Origin of the sequence: Pulveribacter suum, assembly GCF_003013695.1 — a bacterium.
Taxonomy (GTDB): domain Bacteria; phylum Pseudomonadota; class Gammaproteobacteria; order Burkholderiales; family Burkholderiaceae_C; genus Melaminivora; species Melaminivora suum.
Genome location: NZ_CP027792.1, coordinates 563,194 through 584,532, shown reverse-complemented (window position 1 = coordinate 584,532; position 21,339 = coordinate 563,194). Strand labels below are relative to the sequence as shown.

The 21,339-nt window shown below is 69.9% G+C and carries 21 protein-coding genes; 10 read left to right on the top strand and 11 right to left on the bottom strand.

The genetic code is table 11. The features are described 5' to 3' along the window. Positions 1–44 precede the first annotated feature (44 nt). From C7H73_RS02610 to C7H73_RS02600, 3 genes are all read left to right on the top strand, one after another. Positions 45–545 carry a MarR family winged helix-turn-helix transcriptional regulator gene (locus C7H73_RS02610; RefSeq protein ID WP_106845238.1) on the top strand — a complete coding sequence of 167 codons (501 nt, stop codon included), beginning with the start codon at positions 45–47 and terminating at the stop codon, positions 543–545. Positions 546–658: 113 nt separating this feature from the next. Continuing rightward, positions 659–1,918 carry an efflux RND transporter periplasmic adaptor subunit gene (locus C7H73_RS02605; protein WP_106845237.1) on the top strand — a complete coding sequence of 420 codons (1,260 nt, stop codon included), beginning with the start codon at positions 659–661 and terminating at the stop codon, positions 1,916–1,918. A 1-nt stretch (position 1,919) separates the two neighbouring features. After that, positions 1,920–3,476 (top strand): DHA2 family efflux MFS transporter permease subunit, encoded by a 1,557-nt coding sequence (locus C7H73_RS02600; protein WP_106845236.1) that lies wholly within the window; start codon positions 1,920–1,922, stop codon positions 3,474–3,476. 63 nt (positions 3,477–3,539) lie between these two features. Here the strand turns inward: C7H73_RS02600 and C7H73_RS02595 are convergent, their stop codons facing one another. The 8 genes from C7H73_RS02595 to C7H73_RS02555 all read right to left on the bottom strand — a co-directional run bounded on the left by C7H73_RS02595 (position 3,540) and on the right by C7H73_RS02555 (position 10,074). Beyond that, positions 3,540–4,235: a dienelactone hydrolase family protein gene (locus tag C7H73_RS02595; RefSeq protein WP_106845235.1), complete on the bottom strand. Its 696-nt coding sequence runs from the start codon at positions 4,233–4,235 to the stop codon at positions 3,540–3,542. Positions 4,236–4,509: 274 nt separating this feature from the next. Further along, positions 4,510–5,016, bottom strand: coding sequence for a hemerythrin domain-containing protein (locus C7H73_RS02590; RefSeq protein ID WP_106845234.1), 507 nt, complete (start codon positions 5,014–5,016; stop codon positions 4,510–4,512). Positions 5,017–5,189: 173 nt separating this feature from the next. Next, positions 5,190–5,813: a hypothetical protein gene (locus C7H73_RS02585; RefSeq protein WP_106845233.1), complete on the bottom strand. Its 624-nt coding sequence runs from the start codon at positions 5,811–5,813 to the stop codon at positions 5,190–5,192. 50 nt (positions 5,814–5,863) lie between these two features. Next, complete coding sequence (locus C7H73_RS02580; protein WP_106845232.1) at positions 5,864–6,079, bottom strand: CsbD family protein; 216 nt, start codon at positions 6,077–6,079, stop codon at positions 5,864–5,866. A gap of 240 nt (positions 6,080–6,319) precedes the next feature. Beyond that, complete coding sequence (locus tag C7H73_RS02575; RefSeq protein WP_106847499.1) at positions 6,320–7,000, bottom strand: ABC-type transport auxiliary lipoprotein family protein; 681 nt, start codon at positions 6,998–7,000, stop codon at positions 6,320–6,322. 15 nt (positions 7,001–7,015) lie between these two features. Continuing rightward, positions 7,016–7,987 (bottom strand): MlaD family protein, encoded by a 972-nt coding sequence (locus C7H73_RS02570; protein ID WP_106845231.1) that lies wholly within the window; start codon positions 7,985–7,987, stop codon positions 7,016–7,018. Next, the gene (locus C7H73_RS02565; RefSeq protein ID WP_106845230.1) at positions 7,987–8,784 is read right to left on the bottom strand and encodes an ABC transporter ATP-binding protein; all 798 of its coding nucleotides are present in this window, start codon (positions 8,782–8,784) and stop codon (positions 7,987–7,989) included. Before C7H73_RS02565 ends, C7H73_RS02570 begins: the two co-directional genes overlap by 1 nt. 177 nt (positions 8,785–8,961) lie before the next feature. Next, positions 8,962–10,074 (bottom strand): MlaE family ABC transporter permease, encoded by a 1,113-nt coding sequence (locus C7H73_RS02555; protein WP_106847498.1) that lies wholly within the window; start codon positions 10,072–10,074, stop codon positions 8,962–8,964. A 210-nt stretch (positions 10,075–10,284) separates the two neighbouring features. Here C7H73_RS02555 and C7H73_RS02550 point away from each other — a divergent pair, with 210 nt between their 5' ends. The 7 genes from C7H73_RS02550 (at position 10,285) to C7H73_RS02520 (ending at position 17,892) form a co-directional block, all read left to right on the top strand. Continuing rightward, positions 10,285–11,970: a GMC family oxidoreductase gene (locus tag C7H73_RS02550; protein ID WP_106845229.1), complete on the top strand. Its 1,686-nt coding sequence runs from the start codon at positions 10,285–10,287 to the stop codon at positions 11,968–11,970. Positions 11,971–12,272: 302 nt separating this feature from the next. Beyond that, a complete protein-coding gene (locus tag C7H73_RS02545; RefSeq protein ID WP_106845228.1) occupies positions 12,273–13,031 on the top strand; it encodes a sulfite exporter TauE/SafE family protein in 759 nt (252 codons plus the stop codon). A gap of 53 nt (positions 13,032–13,084) precedes the next feature. Beyond that, positions 13,085–13,996 carry an arginase gene (gene rocF, locus C7H73_RS02540; protein WP_106845227.1) on the top strand — a complete coding sequence of 304 codons (912 nt, stop codon included), beginning with the start codon at positions 13,085–13,087 and terminating at the stop codon, positions 13,994–13,996. 234 nt (positions 13,997–14,230) lie between these two features. Next, the gene (locus tag C7H73_RS02535; RefSeq protein ID WP_106845226.1) at positions 14,231–14,995 is read left to right on the top strand and encodes an ABC transporter substrate-binding protein; all 765 of its coding nucleotides are present in this window, start codon (positions 14,231–14,233) and stop codon (positions 14,993–14,995) included. Positions 14,996–15,067: 72 nt separating this feature from the next. Next, a complete protein-coding gene (locus C7H73_RS02530; protein ID WP_106845225.1) occupies positions 15,068–15,850 on the top strand; it encodes an amino acid ABC transporter permease in 783 nt (260 codons plus the stop codon). Between the two features lie 236 nt (positions 15,851–16,086). Next, complete coding sequence (locus C7H73_RS02525; protein WP_106845224.1) at positions 16,087–16,836, top strand: amino acid ABC transporter ATP-binding protein; 750 nt, start codon at positions 16,087–16,089, stop codon at positions 16,834–16,836. Positions 16,837–16,995: 159 nt separating this feature from the next. Next, positions 16,996–17,892 carry a DMT family transporter gene (locus C7H73_RS02520; RefSeq protein WP_106845223.1) on the top strand — a complete coding sequence of 299 codons (897 nt, stop codon included), beginning with the start codon at positions 16,996–16,998 and terminating at the stop codon, positions 17,890–17,892. A gap of 18 nt (positions 17,893–17,910) precedes the next feature. On the opposite strand, the gene mrdA is transcribed toward C7H73_RS02520, so the two are convergent. From mrdA to mreC, 3 genes are read right to left on the bottom strand one after another with little or no spacing between them, the layout of a single operon-like run. Then, the gene (gene mrdA, locus C7H73_RS02515) at positions 17,911–19,860 is read right to left on the bottom strand and encodes a penicillin-binding protein 2 (RefSeq protein WP_106845222.1); all 1,950 of its coding nucleotides are present in this window, start codon (positions 19,858–19,860) and stop codon (positions 17,911–17,913) included. 13 nt (positions 19,861–19,873) lie between these two features. Continuing rightward, positions 19,874–20,392 carry a rod shape-determining protein MreD gene (gene mreD, locus C7H73_RS02510; protein ID WP_106845221.1) on the bottom strand — a complete coding sequence of 173 codons (519 nt, stop codon included), beginning with the start codon at positions 20,390–20,392 and terminating at the stop codon, positions 19,874–19,876. Then, on the bottom strand, positions 20,389–21,309 hold the full coding sequence (gene mreC / locus C7H73_RS02505) for a rod shape-determining protein MreC (RefSeq protein ID WP_106845220.1): 921 nt from the start codon (positions 21,307–21,309) through the stop codon (positions 20,389–20,391). The genes mreD and mreC overlap by 4 nt, the downstream gene beginning before the upstream one ends. Between the last annotated feature and the right edge of the window lie 30 nt (positions 21,310–21,339).

Genomic DNA, 21,339 nt, shown 5'->3' with positions numbered 1-21,339 from the left:
GTTTGCTTTGACAATGTTTGACGCGTCAATTATTCTGGCGCGCCATGTCCGTCCACCCCGCTGACCTGCCCGACTGCCACGCCTATGCGCCCGAGCGCAGCATCGGCCTGCAGCTGCGGCGCATCGTCAACCAGCTGGGCGCGGCCATCGAATGCCGCGTGGAGCCGCTGGGCCTGACCGACGCGCAGTGGAAGCCGCTGTTGCGCCTGCTGGCGCACGAACACGCCAGCGCCACCACCCTGGCGCGCGAATGCCATATCGACAGTGGCGGGCTGACGCGCCTGCTGGACCGCCTGGAGGCCAAGGGCCTGGTGCAGCGCGAGCGCGCTCCGCACGACCGGCGCGTCGTGCAGGTGGCGCTCACCGGCGCCGGCCGCGCCGTTGCCGGGCAGCTGCCCGCGCTGCTGGGCGGCGTGCAGCAGCAGGTGCTGCAAGGCTTCGATGCGGCCGAGCAGGACGCCCTGCGCGGCTATCTGGGCCGGCTGGAAGCCAACCTGCAGGCGCTGGCCATGCCGCCGCCCGGCCTGGCCAGAAATTCCGGCTAAATAGACCTCAAACCCTTATCCAATAAGCGCTGGCAGCTCTCATTTTGATAGCCGCCCGCACCGCGGGCCCCGTCGCCTTTGCTCCCTTTCCTGCCCACTTTTCCCTTCGCACCATGAATGCACCGCACGCCGCCACTCCGCCCACGCCCCTGCAGGCCAAGGCCCGCCGCAAGAGAGCCCTCGTGCTGCTGGCCGCGGTGGTTGTCGTGGGCGCCGTCGCCTTCGGGCTGTACGACTGGCTGGTGGCCAGCCACTACGAGCACACCGACAACGCCTACGTGCAAGGCAACATCGTGCAGATCACCCCGCAGACCGGCGGCACGGTGATGGCCATCGCCGCGGACGACACCGACTTCGTGCGCGCCGGCAGCACGCTGGTGCAGCTGGACCCGGCCGACGCGCGCGTGGCCCTGTCACAGGCCGAGGCCGCGCTGGCCCAGGCCGTGCGCCAGGCGCGCACGCTGTACGCCAACAACGAGACGCTGGCCGCGCAGATCCGCCTGCGCCAGGCGGACGCCACGCGCGCCCAGGCCGACATCGAGCGCGCCCAGGCCGAGGTCGCCCGTGCGCAGGACGACGCGCGCCGGCGCCAGCAGCTGGCCAGCGCGGGCGCCGTCTCCACCGAGGAGATGAACCACGCGCAGACGCAGCTCACGGCCGCGCGCACCCAGCTGGCCGCCGCCCAGGCCGCTGCCGGCGCCGCGCAGGCAGGCGTGGCTGCCGCGCGCGAGCAGCTGACCAGCAACCGCTCGCTGACCCAGGGCGTCGACGTGCGCCAGCACCCCAGCGTGCTGGCCGCCGCCGCCAAGCTGCGCGAAGCCTGGCTGGCCAGCCGGCGCACGCAGCTCTTGGCGCCGGTGGACGGCTACGTGGCCCGGCGCAGCGTGCAGCTGGGCCAGCGCGTGGCTGCCGGCAGCCCGCTCATGGCCATCGTGCCGCTCAAGGAGGTGTGGGTAGACGCCAACTTCAAGGAAAACCAGCTGCGCAACCTGCGCCTGGGCCAGCCGGCGACGCTGACGGCCGACCTGTACGGCAAGAAGGTGCAGTACACGGGCACTGTGGCCGGCATGGGCGTGGGCACGGGCGCGGCCTTTGCCCTGCTGCCGGCGCAAAACGCCACCGGCAACTGGATCAAGGTGGTGCAGCGCGTGCCGGTGCGCGTCGCGCTGGACGCCAGCCAGGTGGCCGAGCACCCGCTGCGCGTGGGCCTGTCCATGAACGTGGAGGTGGACACGCGCCAGCAGGACGGCCCGTCGCTGGCCGAGGCGCCGCGCAGCGCGCCGCTGGCGCAGACCCGGGTGTTCGACCAGCTGGAGGACGGGGCCGAAGAAGAAGTGGCCCGCATCATCGACGCCAACCTCGGCAAGTCCTGACATGGCGGCCGCTCCCCTGCCGCCGCTCACCGGCAGCGCCCGCACCTGGGGCACGCTGGCGCTGTCGGCGGCGACCTTCATGAATGTGCTGGACACGTCGATCGCCAACGTGTCGCTGCCGGCGATTGCCGGCGACCTGGGGGTCAGCCCCACGCAGGGCACCTGGGTCATCACCAGCTTTGCCGTGGCCAACGCCATCGCCGTGCCGCTCACGGGCTGGCTGTCGCAGCGCTTTGGCCAGGTGCGGCTGTTCATCGCCAGCGTGGCGCTGTTCGTCATTGCCTCGCTGCTGTGCGGGCTGGCGCCCAACATGACGCTGCTCATCGCCGCGCGGGCGCTGCAGGGCTTCGTGGCCGGGCCGATGATTCCGCTGTCGCAGGCGCTGTTGCTGTCCAGCTATCCGCGGGCGCTGGCGGGCCTGGCCATGGCGCTGTGGTCCATGACGACGCTGATCGCGCCGGTGATGGGGCCGCTCCTGGGCGGCTGGATCACCGACAACATGAGCTGGCCGTGGATTTTCTACATCAACGTGCCGGTGGGTATCTGGGCGGTGTTCGTCACCTGGGCCATCTTCCACAAGCGCGAGAGCGAGCGGCGCGCACTGCCTATCGACTCCATCGGCCTGGCGCTGCTGGTCATCTGGGTGGGCGCCATGCAGCTGGTGCTGGACATCGGCAAGGAGCACGACTGGTTCTCATCGCCCCTGGTCGTCTCCTGCGCCCTGGTGGCGGTGGTGGGACTGATCGCCTTCGTGGTCTGGGAGCGCGGCGAGGAGCACCCGGTGGTGGACCTGACGCTGTTCAGGAACCGCAACTTCTGGGCCGGCGCGCTGGCCACGTCGGTCGGCTACGGGCTGTTCTTCGGCAACGTGGTGCTGCTGCCGCTGTGGCTGCAGCAGTACATGGGCTACACGGCCACGCAGGCCGGCGAGATCATGGCGCCCGTGGGCCTGCTGGCCATGGTGCTGTCGCCCATGGTGGGCAAGACCATCGGCCGGGTGGACCCGCGCCGCTACGCCACCTTTGCCTTCGTGGTGTTCGCCATCGTGCTGTGGATGCGCTCGCGCTTTTCCACCCAGGCGGACTTCGCCACCATCATGGTGCCGACCATCATCCAGGGCATCTCGATGGCGTTCTTCTTCATCCCTTTGGTGACCATCACGCTGTCGGAGATCGAGCCTTCGCGCATCCCGGCCGCTTCCGGTCTGTCCAACTTCATGCGCATCACGGCCGGCGCCATCGGCACCTCGGTCACCACGACGCTGTGGGAGCGCCGCGCCACGCTGCACCACGCGCAGCTGGTGGAAGGCCTCACGCCCCACAGCGCCGGCTTCGAGCAGGCGATCGGCGTGCTGCGCGCCGCCGGCATGAGCGACGCGCAGGCGCTGGCGCAGATCGAGCGCATGACCACCCAGCAGGCCTTTATGCTGGCGGCCAACGACATCTTCTACGCCTCGGCGGTGCTGTTCATGGTGCTGATCCCGCTGGTCTGGCTGGCCCACGCGCCGCGGCCGCAGGCGGGCGGCGGGGCGGCCGATGCAGCGGCGGGGGCGCACTGAGGCGGCGCCGCTCTTGCTTCTAAAAAGATAGCTGCCAGCGCTTTGTGGAAGGGCGCCAGCGGCCTATCTGGCTTGCAAATGCCGATCCAGAAAATCCAGCGTGCGCGCCCAGGCCAGCTGCGCTGCCGGCGCGTCGTAGCTGGCACGCTGGTCGCAGTGAAAGCCGTGGTCGGCGTCGTACAGCTGCACCTGCACCTCGGGGTGCGCGGCAGCGAAGTCCTGCACGCTTGCTGCAGAGATGAAGTGGTCACGCTCACCGAAATGCGCCAGCACCGGCACGCGCGGCGTGCGGGAGATCTCAGCGCGGGTCGTCATGCCGCCGCCGTAGTAGGGCACGGCCGCTGACAGCCCGGTCAGCTCGCACGCCGCTCGCCAGGTGAGCAGCCCTCCCCAGCAAAAACCGAGGACGGCAACGCGGCCACCGCTGTCTGTGGCGGCCAAGTCGATGGCGGCCTGGATGTCGGGCAGCACGCCGGGGGCGGGCAACGCCTCCACCGCCGCTTTCAGCTGCTTGCCGCGCTGCATGTCGGCGCTGGCGTAGCCCAGCTCGACGCCCTTTTCCACACGGGCGAAGGTGGAGGGCGCCAGCGCCAGCCAGCCGCGCCCGGCCAGGCGCGCCGCGACGTCGCGGATGTGGCTGTTGACGCCGAAGATCTCCTGCAGCACCACCACGGCGCCGCGCGGCGTGCCTTCAGGGGCCTCGTGCCATGCCGGCAGCGTGAAGCCGTCGCTGGCGACCAGTTCCATCCATTGACCCATGGGCGTGTTCTCCTGTGCTGTGCATCGAATGGCAAAAGGGGCAGCTGGGCAGATCACGCCGGTGTACGGCTGGCGCGGGGGCCGATCTGCGCTGCGATGCGCGCCATTGTTGCCTTTGGCGCCCGCCTGCCATGCCAGCCAAAGCCCCTTGTGCGCCAGCGCTGTGCGAGATGGTCATGAACGCGGACCAAGCCGCCCGTGGCCCAGCTCGGCGCCGGCCAAGGGTTCGGGCCAGCTGCCCCCCGGCCTGGTGGGGCGCTGCAATCTGCAGCAATCAGGCAGCAGCAGCGGCCGGAGCTTCCTCGTGCGTATCGCTGCCGCAGGCGCCGCCGCAGCCATGGATGGGCACCGGCGGCAGCGCATCGGGCGCATGCACGATGCCCGTGGCAGGGTCGAACCCCACGCGGCGCAGGTGCAGCGCCAGGGCCGCGTCCATGGCCTGGGTGTGATGGGGGAACCACACGGCCAGCTCTACCGCTATGGCACGGGGCGTAGCCAGGTCGCCCCGCGCTGCCTGCTCCGCGCCCTCGCGCAGGACCTTGAGCACCACCTCGTGCTGCAGCGTGTGGCAGTTGCCGGAGGCAAACCGGGTGCTGGCCATCCAGCGGTCTTCCTGGGCAAAGTGCTCGGCCGTGTGGGCCACCAGCGCCTCCCAGGCGGCGGGCAGTTCGGCGTCTGCGGCCTGCTGCACGGACTGCAGCAGGGCGACGAACTCCTGGTGGGTGCCGTCCATCAGGGGCAGGTCCAGGCACAGTGCCTCCGACCATTGCAGTGCGTCCATCGGGTGCGCCTTTCTCGTTCTCGTCAGGGAAAGCCGGCGAGCGTAAGAGCCGCGTGCAGCCAGCGCGTTGACGCAGGTCATGTCCGCGGCGGCCGCCAACGCCGGCGGCCCCATGAAAAAACCCCGCTGCGCGGGGCAGCGGGGTTTTTCCTGGGGCAGTTGCCGCGAAGTGCTTACTGGGCGTATTCGCGCTTGGCGTCGGCCACGCACTTGTCCTTGGCGTCACCGCTCATGGCATCGCAGCGCTCCTTGGCAGCCTTGTAGTCGGCCTTGCGCTTGGCTTCGTCGGCGTCCTTTTTGGTTTCGGCCACGTCAGCTTGCTTGGCGGTCACGGCATTGTTATGCGCGGCAGCCGAGTCGTTGGTCATCGTGGTGTGACCCGTGGCGGGCTTGGCCTGAGCCTTGGCCACCTTGGCGTCTTCCTTGGCCTTCACGTGGGCAGCCTTGGCGTCCTTCACGCACACGTCCTTGGCGTTGCCCGACAGGTCGTCGCACTTTTCCTTTGCGACTTCGTAGTTGGCGTCGGCGCGCGCTTCATGCACCTTGTAGGTGTTCTTGTCGCTGGGCTTGTACTGGGCTTCCAGCTCGGCCTTGGCAACCTTCTCGTTGCCCTTGGCTTCCTTTTCGCAGACATCCTTGGCGTTGTCCTTGAGGGTGTCGCACTGAGCCTTGGCGGACTTGTAGTCGGCTTCGACGCGGTCCTTGGCGGCCTTGTGCTCGTCCTTGCTCATGGCCATGCCGGAGGTAGCCATCATGCCGGCGATGGCCAGGGCCATCAGGTTGCGCAAATGTTTCATGGTTGTTCCTGTCGTGAAAGGTGATGTGCGATGAAGAGGGGGCGGACGTGTCAGTCCCAGCGGAAGTCGGGGTTGGCACGTTCCCAGTTGTTGAGCTGGTCTTCGGCGGCGTCGCGGGCCAGGCCTTCGCGCTCCTGCAGCTTGCCCAGCATCTGGTCGCGCTTGCCGGCAATGACGTCCATGTCGTCGTCCGTCAGCTTGCCCCACTGCTCCTTGACCTTGCCGGTGAACTGCTTCCAGTTGCCCTTGATGCGGTCTTCGTTCATGGCTGCTCTCCTTCTTCGCTGTGTCGAAATCGAATGGTTGTGTGAATCGCCGCCAGGCCTTGCCGGCTGCGATGGATGCAAATCTAAGAAAAACAGCGCGGCCGCACCGTCGGTGCAGGCGGCAGCTGCGCGTCATCCGGTCGCCGGCAGCCTCTGTAGGCGGCATGCCAGCCCGACAAAAAGAAGGGGACGTGCGCCGCACGTCCCCTCTCTTCAGGCCGGTGCAAAGAGCAGCCCCCGTCAGCGGCCCAGCTCCTGCATCCATGCGGCCAGCTCGGTCGCGGCCTGTTGGGCAGCCTCGGCCAGGGCGGCAGCGCCGCCAGCGGCGTCGGGGGTGGCGGCGGGGCGCTGCACGACGAACACCCGCTGCGCCAGCAGCGTCTCGCCGGCGCTGCTGGCATCGGCCACCACGGCACGCACGCGCACCAGGCCCGCGCTTTGCTCCGGCGAGGCGAAGACGTGGCTGAACTCTTCCAGCTGCACGCGCAGCACGGTGGGCATGCGCTTGCCCTGCAGCAGCATGGCCAGCCCGTCGTCGCCCGAGAGCACGGCGCGGCTTTGACCCAGCTGGCGGCGCAGCGCCTGCTGCATCAGCTGCGCCGGCGGCTGGCTCCAGCGCGCCTGGCTGTAGGGCTGCAGCTGCTGGGCGTTGGCATACGCCAGGCGGTACAGCAGGGCCGAACTGGCCTCGGGCAGACCGACCATCTCCACGTCGGCCAGGGCCACGGGTGCCAGCGCGGCCTGCCTGGCTGCCGCAGCCTGGGGCGCGGTCGGGCCGGGCCCGAAGTCGTACACGGCCGCGCGGATGGGCGGCTTGGGCAGGATGGAGCAGCCGGTGGCAGCCAGCGCCAGCGCCAAGCCAAAAGCGGCACCAGCCCTTTTGCAGCAAGCGCTGGCAGCTATGATTTTCGTAGTGTTCAGCATGATTGGTGCTCCTCAGCGTGGGGGCGGCTCGAAGCCCGGCTCGCCCGGCCCGGCCGCAGCATCGCCACTGCCGTAGATCAGCGACTGCGGGTTGTCGCTGATGCCCGAGGCGGTGCGGCCCAGGCGGCGCGCGGCGCGGGCGGTTTCGTCGGCGGCGTTGTTCAGGCGCGGCAGCGTGACGCGGCCAAAGCGGTCGGCGGCGTTGGCCAGCGAGCGCGAGCCGGTGGCGATATCGTCCAGCGGCCCGCCCTCGGCACTGAGGGCGCGCACGGCGCCCGCCACTTCGTCGGCAGCGCGCCCGGCGCTGTCGCCCGCCTGGCGCAGCGCGGCCAGGGTCTGGCGCGCGTCCGCGGCGACCTGCGGCACGCTGGCCAGGGCCGGGTCGAGCCGGGTGTCCACGGTCTGCTGCAGACGCCGGGCCAGCGCATCGACACTGCCGGCAGCGTTGCCCATTTGCTCCAGCGCGGCGGCAAAGCGCTGCTGGTTCTCGTCGCCCAGCACGTCGTTGACGCGCTGCGCCACCTCCTGGATCTGCCCCAGGATGGCCGGGCCCTGCTCGGCCAGCTGGCTCAGGGGGGAGCTCTTCAACGGCAGGCGGGGCAGGCCGCTGGCGCCCGGCGGCGGCGGAGCCAGAGGTTTCTTGGCGTCGTCCAGCTGGATATGCGCCAGGCCCGTCACGCCCTGGTAGCCCAGTGTGGCGAAGGTGGTGTCGCTGATGGGCGCGCTGCCGTCCACGGCCAGGCGGATCAGCACGTTGCCGCTGACCTGCGGGTCAAAGCCGATGCGCGTGACCTTGCCCACGGCCACGCCCTTGTAGCGCACGCTGGCCTGTGGCTGCAGGCCGCTGACGCTGTCCTTGCTGGACAGCTCGTAGTAGCGGTAGGCGGTCTGGTCGCGCGTGAGCCACAGCGCCAGGCCGGTCAGCAGCGCGGCCACCAGCAGCACGAAGGCGCCGGCGGCCAGGGCGTGGGACTTGTTTTCCATCAGGCTTCCTTGGGGCTGGCGGCGCCGGGCTGCGCCATGGCGCGCCGGCCGCGTTCGCCGAGAAAAAAGTGTTCGATGAAGGGGTGCTCGAAGGCGGCCACCTCCTGCGGCGTGCCGCTGACGAGCACGCGCCGCTCGGCCAGCACGGCCACGCGGGTGGACAGGGCATACAAGGTGTCCAGGTCGTGCGTGACCATGATCACCGTCAGCCCGAGTGCGGCGTGCAGCTCGCGCAGCAGCGTGCAGAACTCGTCGGAGCTGCTGGGGTCCAGCCCCGCCGTGGGCTCGTCCAGCAGCAGCAGCGGCGGGTCCATGATGAGGGCGCGCGCCAGCGCCACACGCTTGACCATGCCGCCGGACAGGTCGGCCGGCATGCGCGTGGCATGTTCGGCCTGAAGGCCGACCATGCGCAGCTTGACCAGGGCGGCGTCGGTGATGACGCCCTCGGGCAGCGTGCCCAGCTCGCGCAGCGCAAAGGCGATGTTGTCCAGCACGCTGAAGGCGGAAAACAGCGCCCCCTGCTGAAACAGCATGCCCACGCGGGCGCTGGCGCCTTCGCCGCCCAGCTGCGTGGCCGGCCGGCCCAGCACCGTGACGCTGCCGCGCGTGGGCACGGTCAGGCCCAGGAGGTGGCGCAGCAGCACCGTCTTGCCCGTGCCCGAGCCGCCTACCAGCGACAGGATTTCGCCGCGGCGCACCGTGAGATCCAGGTTCTCATGCACGCTGAAGGCGGCCTGGCCCTTGCCGAAGGTGGTGGTCAGGCCCCGCACCTCGACCACGGGCGGCGCGTCAGCCATGGGCGCCCTCCCGGCTTTGTGGCCAGGCCCAGGCGGCCGGGCCGCAGCGCGCCCCGCGCCAGCGGCCAGCGCGCAAGGGCCGCCCCGCCGCGCTGCTGGCGTCCCCCTTCCCGGGGCGCGCAGCGCACCGGGAGAAGGGGGAAGGCGCGCAGCGCCTCAGGGGGACGGGCCGCATTTCTAAAACCCCACGTTCTTGAACGCCACGGCGAACAGCGCGTCCACGATGATGACCATGGTGATGGCGCTGACCACCGAGGCCGTCGTGCCCTGGCCCAGGCTCTGCGTGTTGGGCGCCACGCGCAGGCCCCAGTGGCAGCCGATGAGGGCGATGAAGATGCCGAACACGACGGACTTGGCCATGGCCAGCCAGAGGTTGGACACATCCACCGCCGAGGGCAGCGCCTGCATGAAGTAGGCGGGCGAGATGTCCATGGCCATGTCGGCGGCCAGCATGCCGCCCAGCAGCGCGGCCAGCGTGGTCCACAGCGCGATCAGCGGCATGGCCAGGGCCAGGGCCAGCGCCCGCGGCATGACCAGGCGAAAGCCGTGCGGGATGCCCATGACGCGCATGGCGTCCAGCTCCTCGGTCACGCGCATCACGCCGATCTGCGCCGTGATGGCCGAGCCCGTGCGCCCGGCCACCAGGATGGCGCCCAGCATGGGCCCGAGCTCGCGGATCAGCGAGATGCCCAAAATGTTGACGATGAAGGTCTCGGCGCCGAACTGGCGCAGCTGCAGGCTCATCAAGTAGGCCAGCACCACGCCGATCAGAAAGCCCACCAGCGCCGTGATGGGCAGCGCCGTGGCGCCCATGCGGTACAGGTGGCCGGAGATGTCGCGCCAGGGCCCGCGCGCGGGCTGGCGCGCCAGCCGCAGTACGTCCAGCAGCAGCTGGCCGATCAGCTGCACCAGGTGCTTGAGGTGGTCCAGCGCATGCAGCACCTGGGCGCCCAGCCCGTCCAACAGGCTGGCCAGCGTGGTGCGCTTTCGCGCCGGGCGCTCGGCGGTGAACTGCTGCACGCGCTCGAGCATGGCGCGGTGCGCCTCGCCCACGGCAATGTCCTGCGGCCAGCGCTGGCCCCACTGGTCCCACAGCAGCTGCGCGCCGATGTGGTCCAGCCGCTGCAGGCCGGACAGGTCCCACGCCGGCTGGTCGCCCGCGCCGCGCAGCTGGGCGGCGACGCGCCGGCCGGCACGCCGGTCGGCAAAGGCGGCCGCCACCCAGTCGCCGCGCACAAGCACGCGCTCGGCGCCCTCGCGCTGCAGGGTGGGCAAAGTCAGTCCGGACATGGGGCGCCAGTTTTGCACATTCCGCCAACGGCCGCGGCGGGGCGTGAAAAAACATACAAAACCTCCCGCAGGGCACGTACACAAAGCGTCGCCAGCTATTCAATTCATAGCTACAAGTGCTTTCCCTCTCGACACCCGCGCCCACCTTCGGACAATGGCGCGAGCACCTGTCAGCGCGCTCTTACGTGCCGCCTTTTCCCCTTCTCCCCCATGAGCGAAACCACCTTCGACTACATCATCATTGGCGCCGGCACGGCTGGCAGCCTGCTGGCCAACCGGCTGAGCGCAGACAAGAGCAAACGCGTGCTGCTGCTGGAAGCCGGCGCCAAGGACGACTACCACTGGATCCACGTGCCCGTGGGCTACCTGTACTGCATCGGCAACGCGCGCACCGACTGGCTCTACCAGACCGAGGCCGACGCCGGCCTGAACGGGCGCGCCCTGCGCTACCCGCGCGGCAGGGTGCTGGGCGGGTGCAGCAGCATCAACGGCATGATCTACATGCGTGGCCAGGCGCGCGACTACGCCCACTGGGCCGAAGTAACGGGCGACGACGCCTGGAGCTGGGACAACGTGCTGCAGGCCTTTCGCCGCCATGAAGACCACTGGCGCCTGGACCAGCCCGGCGCCGCCAGCGAGGCGTTCAAACGCCTGCATGGCAGCAAGAGCACCGGCGGCGGCGGTGAATGGCGCGTGGAAAGGCAGCGCCTGCGCTGGGACATCCTGGACGCCTTCTCCCAGGCTGCGCAGCAGGCCGGCATCCCCGCCACCGAGGACTTCAACGGCGGCGACAACGAGGGCGTGGGCTACTTCGAGGTCAACCAGAAGGCCGGCTGGCGCTGGAACACGGCCAAGGCCTTCTTGCGCCCGACCTGCTACGGCCGGCCCAATTTCGAGCTGTGGACGCACGCCCAGGCCACGCGGCTGCTGCTGCAGCGCGGCGCGGACGGCGCGCCGCGCTGCGCCGGCGTGCAGGTCTGGACGGGCTCGGAGATGGTCATGGCGCATGCCAGCCAGGAGGTCATCCTGTGCGCGGGCGCCGTCAACTCGCCCCAGCTGCTGCAGCTGTCGGGCATCGGCCCCGGGGCGCTGCTGCGCCAGCACGGCATCGAGGTGGTACACGAGCTGCCCGGCGTGGGCGCCAATTTGCAGGACCACCTGCAGATCCGCGCCGTGTACAAGGTGCAGGGCGTGCCCACGCTGAACCAGCTGGCCGGCTCCCTGCTGGGCAAGGCGCGCATCGGTCTGGAATACGCCCTGCGCCGCACCGGCCCCATGAGCATGGCGCCTTCACAGCTGGGCGCGTTCACGCGCAGCAGCCCCGACAGGCCGCACGCCAATTTGCAGTTCCATGTGCAGCCGCTGTCGCTGGACGCCTTCGGCGAGCCGCTGCACACCTTTCCGGCGTTCACGGCCAGCGTGTGCAACCTGAACCCCACCAGCCGCGGCTCGGTGCAGATCAAAAGCCCGCGCTTTGAGGACGCGCCGGCCATCGCGCCCCACTACCTGTCCACGCCCGAAGACCGGCAGGTGGCCGCCGACAGCCTGCGCGTGGTGCGGCGCATCGCCTCGCAGCCGGCGCTGGCGCGCTACGCGCCCGAGGAATACAAGCCCGGCCCGCAGTACCAGAGCGACGAGGAGCTGGCGCGCCTGGCCGGCGACATCGCCACCACCATCTTCCACCCCGTGGGCACGACGCGCATGGGGCGCGCGGACGACCCGATGGCGGTGCTGGACTCGCACCTGCGCGTGCGCGGCGTGAGCGGCCTGCGCGTGGTGGACGCCGGCGCCATGCCCACCATCACCAGCGGCAACACCAACAGCCCCACCTTGATGATGGCCGAGATGGCCGCGCAGTGGATCCGCCGCAGCCAGCCGGCGGCGGCGGCGGCGTGACGCTGCCGGCCACGGCGTGCGGGAAATTCCCGATGCGGGGGCAGGCCGTGGTGGCTACATTGCAGGCACTCGATGCGCGCCTCGGCACGCCAGACGAGGGGCCGAGGAGACAAACCGCCATTGCACAACAACACCAAGATTCATTGAGGCACCCGCACGAGGCGCCCTTTCCTTGAAAAGCACCTGCACCCCAGGTGCTTTTTTGTTGCCTGCAAACAAGGGGCGAAATCCCCCTTGGTGCCCTTGGGGCATGCGCCGGCAGCTAGCAATACAGTAGCAGTGCGGGTGCGACAATCGCGCCCATGGAATGGCTCATCGTCACGCTGGCCTCGCTGCTGGCCGGTTTCGTGGACGCAATCGTGGGCGGCGGCGGCCTGATTTTGCTGCCCGCCCTGTTCGCCACCTTCCCCACCGCCTCCCCCGCCACGCTCATGGGCACCAACAAGAGTGCGGCCATCTGGGGCACCGGCATCGCCACCTGGCAGTACAGCCGGCGCGTAACCATGCGCTGGCAGGTGGTGCTGCCGGGCGCTTTCGCCGGCTTTGCCGGGGCGTTTGCCGGGGCCTGGGTGGTCACGCTGATCTCTGCGGACTTTCTGCGCAAGCTGCTGCCCCTGGTGCTGGTGGCGCTGCTGGCCTATACCCTGGCCCGAAAGGATCTGGGGCGCGTTCATGCGCCGCGCCTGGGCGTGCGCCAGGAGGTGCGCGCCGCCTGCGCCATCGGGCTGACCATCGGGTTCTACGACGGCTTCTTCGGACCCGGCACGGGCAGCTTCTTCGTCTTTTTGTTCGTGCGCGTGCTGGGCTATGACTTTCTGCACGCTTCGGCCTCGGCCAAGCTGCTGAACCTGGCGACCAACGTGGCGGCGCTGATCCTGTTTGCCGCCAAGGGTCACGTGTGGTGGCACTTCGCCCTGCCCCTGGCCGTGGCGAACGTGGTGGGCAGCGTGCTGGGCGCGCACCTGGCGCTCAAGCACGGGGCGGGCTTCGTGCGCGGCATCTTCATCGCCGTGGTGGGTGCCTTGATCCTCAAGACCGGCTACGACGCCTTCCTGCGCTGAGCGCCTTGCACCCCGGCTGCACGGCTTTGAACCCTGACACAAGGAGCACCCTGATGACCACCGTGAGCCTGATCGGCGCGCCCACCGACGTGGGCGCCAGCGTGCTGGGCGCCAGCATGGGGCCGGACGCCCTGCGCATCGCCGGCATTGCGCGCGCCCTGCTGGACCTGGGGCTGCAGGTGCAAGACAGCGGCAACCTGCACGGCCCCGGCAACCCGCAGGCCGCGCCACAGGACGGCTTTCGCCACCTGCAGGAGGTGGCGCACTGGAACCGCACCGTGTTCGAGGCCACCGCCGCGGCACTGGCGCGCGGCGAGCTGCCGCTGATGATGGGCGGCGACCACTGCCTGGCGATCGGCTCCATCAGCGCCGTGGCGGCGCACTGCCGCGCGCGGGGCCAACGCCTGAAAGTGCTGTGGTTTGACGCGCACGCGGACGCCAACACGCCCGAGACGTCGCCCAGCGGCAACATCCACGGCATGCCGGTGGCCTGCCTGCTGGGGCACGGCCCGCACGCGCTGTCGCAGCTGGCAGGCAGCGCGGCGCTGGCCGCCGGCGAGATCGCCCTGATCGGCGTGCGCAGCGTGGACGCGGTGGAAAAGCGCTTCGTGGCCGAGCACGGCATCGAGGTCTATGACATGCGCACCATCGACGAGCGGGGCATGCGCGCCGTGATGCAGGCCGCGCTGGCCGGTGTGGACGAGGGCACGCACCTGCACGTGAGCTTCGACATGGACGCGATGGACCCGTCGGTGGCCCCCGGCGTGGGCACCGACGTGCGCGGCGGGCTGACCTACCGCGAGACCCAGCTGTGCATGGAGATGCTGGCCGACAGCGGGCGCCTGGGCTCGGCCGACCTGGTGGAGCTGAACCCGGCGCTGGACGTGCGCAACCAGACCGCCGAGCTGGCCGTGGACCTGCTGGAGAGCCTGTTTGGCAAATCCACGCTGATGCGCGTGCGCTGAGGGCGTGCGGGCGTCCTGCGCACGGCCGTGCTTTTTTCGCAAAATCCGTGCGCCCTCGCGGGTTTGCGCCCATGCGCGCGGGCAAAAGCGCGTCCCTATAATGCCCAACCTCGTGCCGCCAGCGCTTGTTCAGCCGGGTTTTGGGCGCGAGGCAATCTCCGTGTCCGGCCTTGTGGATCCGCAACGCCGGACTTTTTTTGGACCTGAAAACCACCCCTTGCAGGAACCCTCCCCATGAAGATGCTCAAGACCCTGGCCGCCGCCGCGCTGGCGCTGTGCGCCGCAGCCACCGTGCAGGCGCGTCCGCTGGCTGAGATCCAAAAAAGCGGCACCATCATCCTTGCCTCCGAAGGCCAGTACGCGCCCTTCAACTTCTTCAAGGGCAAGGAGCTCACGGGCTACGAGATCGAGGTCGCCGAGGCCGTGGCCAAGAAGATGGGCCTGAAATACGAGTGGAAGACCGTGGGCTTCGACGCCCTGCTCACCGGCCTGGCGCAGGACCGCTGGGACCTGGTCATCGCCTCGCACGGCATCACCGAGGAGCGCGCCAAGGCCGCCACCTTCACCGACCCGCACTACTGCTCGGGTGGCCAGATCGTGGCCCTGAAGCCGGAGATTCGCACCGCTGCCGACCTGGCCGGCAAGACGGTGGCGGTGCAGACCGGCACGTCCTATCTGCAGCACGTCAAGGAAGTGCCGGGCGTCAAGGAAGTGAAGAACTTCCCCACCGACGAGGCCGCGCGCAGCGCCCTGGGCTCCAAGCGCGTGGACGCCTGGGTGACCGACCGCTTCGTGGCCAAGGAAATGCTGGCCAAGGCGCCCAAGGCCGGCTTCAAGACCGGCGACATGCTGTTCGTGGAGAAGGTCGCCGCCGCCGTGACCAAGGGCAACCAGAGCCTGGCCGATGCCTGGAACAAGTCCTTCAAGGAACTGGTTGCCGACGGCACCATTGGCAAGATCTCGCAGAAGTACTTCCAGGAAGACGTGACCTGCAAGTAAGCCGCCCCTGATCGTTGTGTGGCACGCGCCGGGCCTGTTGCGCCCGGCGCGTGCGTTTTTGCCTTTCCTCCCATGCTTGTCGCTCTTTGGCCCTCCCGCTGGAGCCGCACCCAGCGCAGCAACGCGACGCTGGTGGCGGCGCTGGTGCTGATGGCGCTGGTCCTGTCGCTGCTCGGCTGGCTGCTGTCGTTCTTCCCTGAGCCCATCGGCTCCAACGCCGGGCTGTTCGCCGAAGGCGCCATTACCACGCTGGAGCTGACGCTGGTGGCCGGCGTCGCCGGCCTTATGCTAGGCACGGGCGCGGCGCTGGCGCGCACTTCGCGCCTGGCCTGGCTGCGCTGGATCGCCAGCCTGTACATCTGGGCCATCCGCGGCACGCCGCTCCTGGTGCAGATCCTGTTCGTGTACTTCGCGCTGCCGGCGCTGGTGCCGTGGCTGAACCTGCCCGACTTTGCTGCCGCCTGCGTGGCCCTGGGCCTGAACGTGGGTGCCTACAACGCCGAGGCCATCCGCGCGGGCCTGCTGGCCGTGCCGCGCGGGCAGACCGAGGCCGCGCGCGCCCTGGGACTGCCGCGCTCCCACGTGTTCTTCGACGTGGTCTTTCCCCAGGCCTTCAAGATCGCGCTGCCGCCTTTGGTGAGCAACTTCGTGGCGCTGCTCAAAGACTCGTCGCTGGCCTACGCCATCGGCGTGGTGGAGCTGACCAACGTGGGCAACCGCATCCAGTCGGCCACCTTCCAGCCCGTGGCCACGCTGACCACGGTGGCCATCACCTACCTGATATTGACCACGCTGGTCACGCAGGTCACGCACGGCATCGAGCACCGCTTCGACGTCGAGGGCCGAGTGAAGTGAAGGGCAACCCCCTGAGCGGCTGGCTCGCTCGGTGCAGCCGCCAGAGGCGGCAGCTCTTCGGACCCGTCCAAGTCTGCGCAGGCAGACTCGGAGCCGCGGCCCTCAGCCCCTTCTCTGGCGCGTGCTTCGCGCGCTGGGAAGGGGGACGACGCCACTGGACCGGCCGAAGCCGGATCCACGGCGTCTGCTGGCCTGGGTGGCGCCTGTTTTTTCCGTTGCGCGCTTAGTGCACTGCCATGACTGACAACTCCGCAACTCCCTACATCGTCTGCAAGGACGTGCGCAAGGCCTTTGGCAGCCATGAGGTGCTGAAGGGCGTGTCCACGCAGTTCTACACCGGCCAGGTGACGACCATCATCGGCGCCTCGGGTTCGGGCAAGAGCACGCTGCTGCGCGCCATCAACCGGCTGGAGCCGCATGACAGCGGCAGCATCACCATCGGCGGCGTGGAGGTGACCGACGACGCGCACACGCTGCAGCGCCAGCGCTGCGAGGTGGGCATGGTGTTTCAGCAGTTCAACCTGTTTGGCCATCTCACGGTGCTGGACAACCTGACGCTGGCGCCGCGGCGCATCCACCGCACGGCGCGCGCCGCGGCCAACGAGCAGGCCCTGCAGCTGCTCAAGCGCGTGGGCATGCAGGACCACGCGCACAAATACCCCTGGCAGCTGTCGGGCGGGCAGCAGCAGCGCGTGGCGATTGCCCGGGCGCTGGCCATGCAGCCGAAGGTCATGCTGTTCGACGAGCCCACCAGCGCCCTGGACCCGGAGATGGTGCAGGAGGTGCTGGACGTGATGCGCGAGCTGGCGCGCGGCGGCATGACCATGGTCGTGGTCACGCACGAGATGGGCTTTGCCCGCGAGGTGGCCGACCGCGTCATGTTCTTCGACCAGGGCTGCATCGCCCACGACGCGCCGCCCGCGGAGTTCTTCGCCCATCCGGCCAGCGAGCGCATCCGCTCGTTCCTGCGGCGCATGAGCGCCTGAAGGGAGCGGCGGCGCCGCTGCTGGTGCTGCCGCTGCTCCTCAAACCATAGCTGCTGCCGCTTGATTGGCGGGGTTTTTAGCACCAAAACCCGTTGAAATCGGCGCCAGACAAGCGCAAGCAGCTCCTTTTTTGATAGTCAACCACAACCCAATCACGCCATGCGCCATGAACGCCAGGGCCTGGCCGCGCTGCTCCTCGTGGTGGCCGTCTGGGGCACCACCTTTCCCGCGATGAAGCTGCTGTCCGCGCATCTGGACGCGCTGCAGATCATCTGGGCCCGCTTTGCCATTGCCCTGCTGGTGCTGGCCCCCGCCTGGCGCGGCCTGCGCGCGCACGAGCGGCGCTGGGGCCTGCTGCTGGGCGCGCTGCTGTTTACGGCCTTCTGGCTGCAGATCGAGGGGCTGGCGCGCACCAGCAGCAACCGCAACGCCTTCGTCACCGGGCTGAACGTGCTGGTGGTGCCGCTGCTGGCCATGGCCGTGCTGGGGCGGCGCTACGGGCTGGCGCTGTGGGGCGCCTGCGCCCTGGCGCTGGCCGGCATGGTGATGATGTTCCACGAGGACGAGCCCTGGAACCGGGGCGACTCGCTGACGCTGGCCAGCACGCTGTTCTACGCCATCTACATCCTGGTGCTGGAGGAATGCGCCCGCCGCACCGCCGCGCGGCCGCTGCGCGCCACGCGGCTGGCGGCCGTGCAGGCGCTGGTGATGTGCGCCGCTGCCAGCGCCCTGGTGCTGCTGCGCCACGGCGGCGCGGACAGCACGCTGCAGGCCCTGGCCGGGCTGCCGCGCGATGCGCTGGCGGCGCTGGCCTACCTGGGCGTGGTGGCCAGCGTGCTGGTGGTCACCCTGCAGGCGTGGGGCCAGCAGCGGGTGGACGCCATGCGCAGCGCCATCGTCTTCGGGCTGGAGCCGGTGTTTGCCGCCGCCACCGCGTGGCTGCTGATCGGCGAGCGCCTGGGCGTGGCCGGCATGGCCGGGGCGGCGCTGATCGTGGCGGCGCTGGTGCTGAGCCAGCTGCAGCCGCCGCGCGCCGCGCCTACTTCGGCGGCCTGACGCGCACGCCGCGCAGGCTTAGGGCAGCACGACGGCGGGCAGGGGTATGTCCTCGACCCGGCGCGGCGTGCCCAGGGGCGCGCCGGCCTGGCCCTTGGCCGTGGCAGCAACGTCCTCCTCGCTGGGGTACTGGCCCAGCAGCCAGTAGTCGAACACCCGGCGCACGATGGGCGCGGCCGCCGCCGAGCCGAAGCCGGCGTTCTCCACGATGATCGCCACGGCGATGCGCGGCTCGTCCACCGGCGCGAAAGCGGTAAACAGCGAATGGTCGCGCTGGTGCTCGGCCAGCAGCTTGGCGTTGTAGCGCGTGTTCTGCGCCCAGCCCACGGCCTGCGCCGTGCCGGTCTTGCCGGCGGAGGTGTAGGGCGCGCCAGCGAACACGCGCCGGCCGGTGCCGCTCTCGTTGACGGCCTGCAGCGCGCGGCGGATGACGTCCACGTTGCGGCTCTTGTAGCCCAGGGGCTCGCCGGGGGGCTGCTGCACTTCGGTGACGGCGCCGCTGACCTGGTCCTTCACCGCCTTGATCAGGTGCGGGCGGTGGCGCGTGCCGCCATTGGCCAGCGTGGCCTCGGCCACGGCCAGCTGCAGCATGGTGAAGTTGTTGTAGCCCTGGCCAATGCCCAGCGACACGGTCTCGCCGGAGTACCAGCGCTTGGCTTCGGGGCGCTTGTAGGCGTTTCGCTTCCACTCGGTGCTGGGCAGCACGCCGCGCACTTCGCCGCCCAAGTCGATGCCGGTGATCTGGCCAAAGCCCAGCGGCGCCATGAAGTCGTGGATGGCGTCCACGCCCATCTCCACGGCCAGCGAATAGAAATACGTGTTGCTCGAATACTGGATGGCGCGGTGCATGTCCACGCCGCCCAGGCCGCCTTCGTGGCTGCGGAAGGTGCGCCCGCCATAGTTGAAGTAGCCCGGGTCGCTGACCACCACGGCGGCGCCGCGCTTGCCCAGCTCCAGCGCCGCCAGCGCCATGAAGGGCTTGTAGGTGGAGCCGGGCGGGTAGGTGCCGCGCAGCGCGCGGTTCAGGAGCGGCTTGTTGATGGATTCGTTGAGCGCCTGCCAGTTGTCCTGGTCGATGCCTTCGACGAACAGGTTGGGGTCGAACGTGGGCTTGGAGACCAGCGCCAGCACCTCGCCGTTTCTCGGGTCCAGTGCCACCAGCGCGCCGCGGCGGTCGCCGAACAGGTCCTCCACCATCTTTTGCAGCCGGATGTCCAGCGACAGCATGACGGTGTTGCCCGGCGTGGCCGGGTGGCTCTCCAGGCGGCGCACGGCGTGCCCGCCGGCCGACGTCTCCAGCAGCTCCACGCCGGTGTGGCCGTGCAGCGTGGACTCGAAGCTCTGCTCCACGCCCAGCTTGCCGATGTAGTCGGTGCCGCGGTAGTTGGCGGTGTCGCCCGCGTCTTCGATGCGCTCTTTTTCGCGCTGGTTGATGCGCCCGATGTAGCCGATGGCGTGGCTGGCCACTTCGCCGAACGGGTAGGTGCGAAACAGCCGCGCCTTGATCTCCACGCCGGGGAAGCGCCAGCGCTGGGCGGCAAAGCGTGCCACCTCTTCGTCGGACAGGCGGGTGCGGATCGGCAGCGATTCGAAGTTGCGCGACTCGTCCATCAGCCGCTTGAAGCGGCGCCGGTCGCGCGGCTGGATGTCCACGATCTCGGCCAGCTGGTCGATGGTGACCTCCAGGTCCAGCGAGCGCGAGGGCGTGATCTCCAGCGTGTAGGCCGAGTAGTTGGTGGCCAGCACCACGCCGTTCCTGTCCAGGATCAGGCCGCGGTTGGGCACGATGGGCACCACCGCCGTGCGGTTGCTCTCGGCCTGCTCGGCCAGGCCCTCGTGGCGCACCACCTGCAGCACGTACAGCCGCGCGGCGATGAGCGAAAAGCACAGCAGCACCAGCAGCGCCACCGCCAGCACGCGCAGGCGAAAGCGCCCCGCGTCGGCCTGGGCATTGCGCAGCTCCGTCATCTCTTTACGGCACTCACAGCGGGCGGTTCTTGTCCTGGTCGGGCGGGCGGCGCTGCGGCGCCAGCAGCAGCCAGCTGGCCAGCGGCCACAGCAGTGTCTCCAGCAGCGGCGCCACGAGCACCGGCCAGCCCGGCAAGAGGCCGCCGCCGGCCACGCGCAGCGCCACCTCCAGCGCGTGTGCGGCCAAAAACAGCGGCGCCAGCTGCAGCGCCTGCGGCACGGAGCCGAACCACAGCACCCGCCGCGCCGCCGCCTGCGCGCCAAACACCGCCAGCGTATAGACCAGCGCGTGCTGGCCCAGCAAGGCCGACTGGAACACGTCCAGCACCAGCCCCAGGGCAAAGGCCACGCCCAAGCCCACGCGGGTGGGCTGGTGCATGGACCAGAACACCAGCAGCAGCAGCACCCAGTCGGGCGTCCAGGCCACGCGCCCCAGCGGCAGCATGTACAGCACCAGCGCCAGCAGCAAACTCATCGCGATGAAGGACGGGCGCACCGGCAGCAGCAGCGGCTGGCCGCGGGGCATGATCATTTGCGGCCTCCGCGCTTCTTGCCGGGCGCCGGCTGCGGCTCGGGGCGCTCGGGCAGCTCTGCCTTGAGGGGCTGCAGCACCATCACGTGCCGCGCGCCCTGCACCCGGGCCAGGGGCTCGCACCAGATGCGCGCGAAGGTGGAGTCGGCGCGCCGCTCCACGCGCACCACGCGCGCTACGGGCAGGCCGGGCGGGTACACGCCGTCGATGCCGCTGGTGGTGAGCAGGTCGCCCTCCTGCACGTCCGCGTTGCCGGGCGTGAAGCGCAGCTCCACCGCGCCGCCGGGGGCGGCCAGCGGGTCGCCATAGGTCACGCTGCGCGCGCCGGTGCGCACGTTGAGCACGGGAATGGTCTGGTCACGGTCGATGAGCAGCGTGACTTCGCTGAGCAGCGGGTACACGCGGGTGACCTGGCCGAGCACGCCATAGGCATCCATCACGGGCGAGCCCGGCTCCACGCCGGCCAGCTGGCCCTGGTCCACGATGACGCGGCGGGTGTAGGGGTCGGCCGTGTCGTAGAGCACCTGGGCCGCGCGCGCCGCAGTGGTCAGGCGCTCGCGCAGCGCCAGCAGCTCGCGCAGCTGGGTGTTCTCGCGCAGCAGCTGCTCGGTCTGTCCGGCACGCAGGGCCATCTCGGCCATGCTGCGGCGGGTCTCGTCCAGGTCGTGCTGCGTGGCCTGCAGCGACTGCACATAGCCGGCGCCATAGGTGGCCAGCTGCACCGGCTGCTGCGCCACCCACTGCAGGGGGTACAGCAGCGTGGCCACCACCGCGCGCAGGGGCTCGGTGACGTGAAAGCGCGCATCCGCCACCATCAGGAACAGCGCTAGCGCGCCGTACAGCAGCAGCCGCGCGCGCGGCGACGGGCCGTGGCGGAAGAACGACGGCGCGCTGCGCTCAAGTGTGCCGGGGGGCATGCGTCAGACAGGGCAAGGCGTGCATGCGGG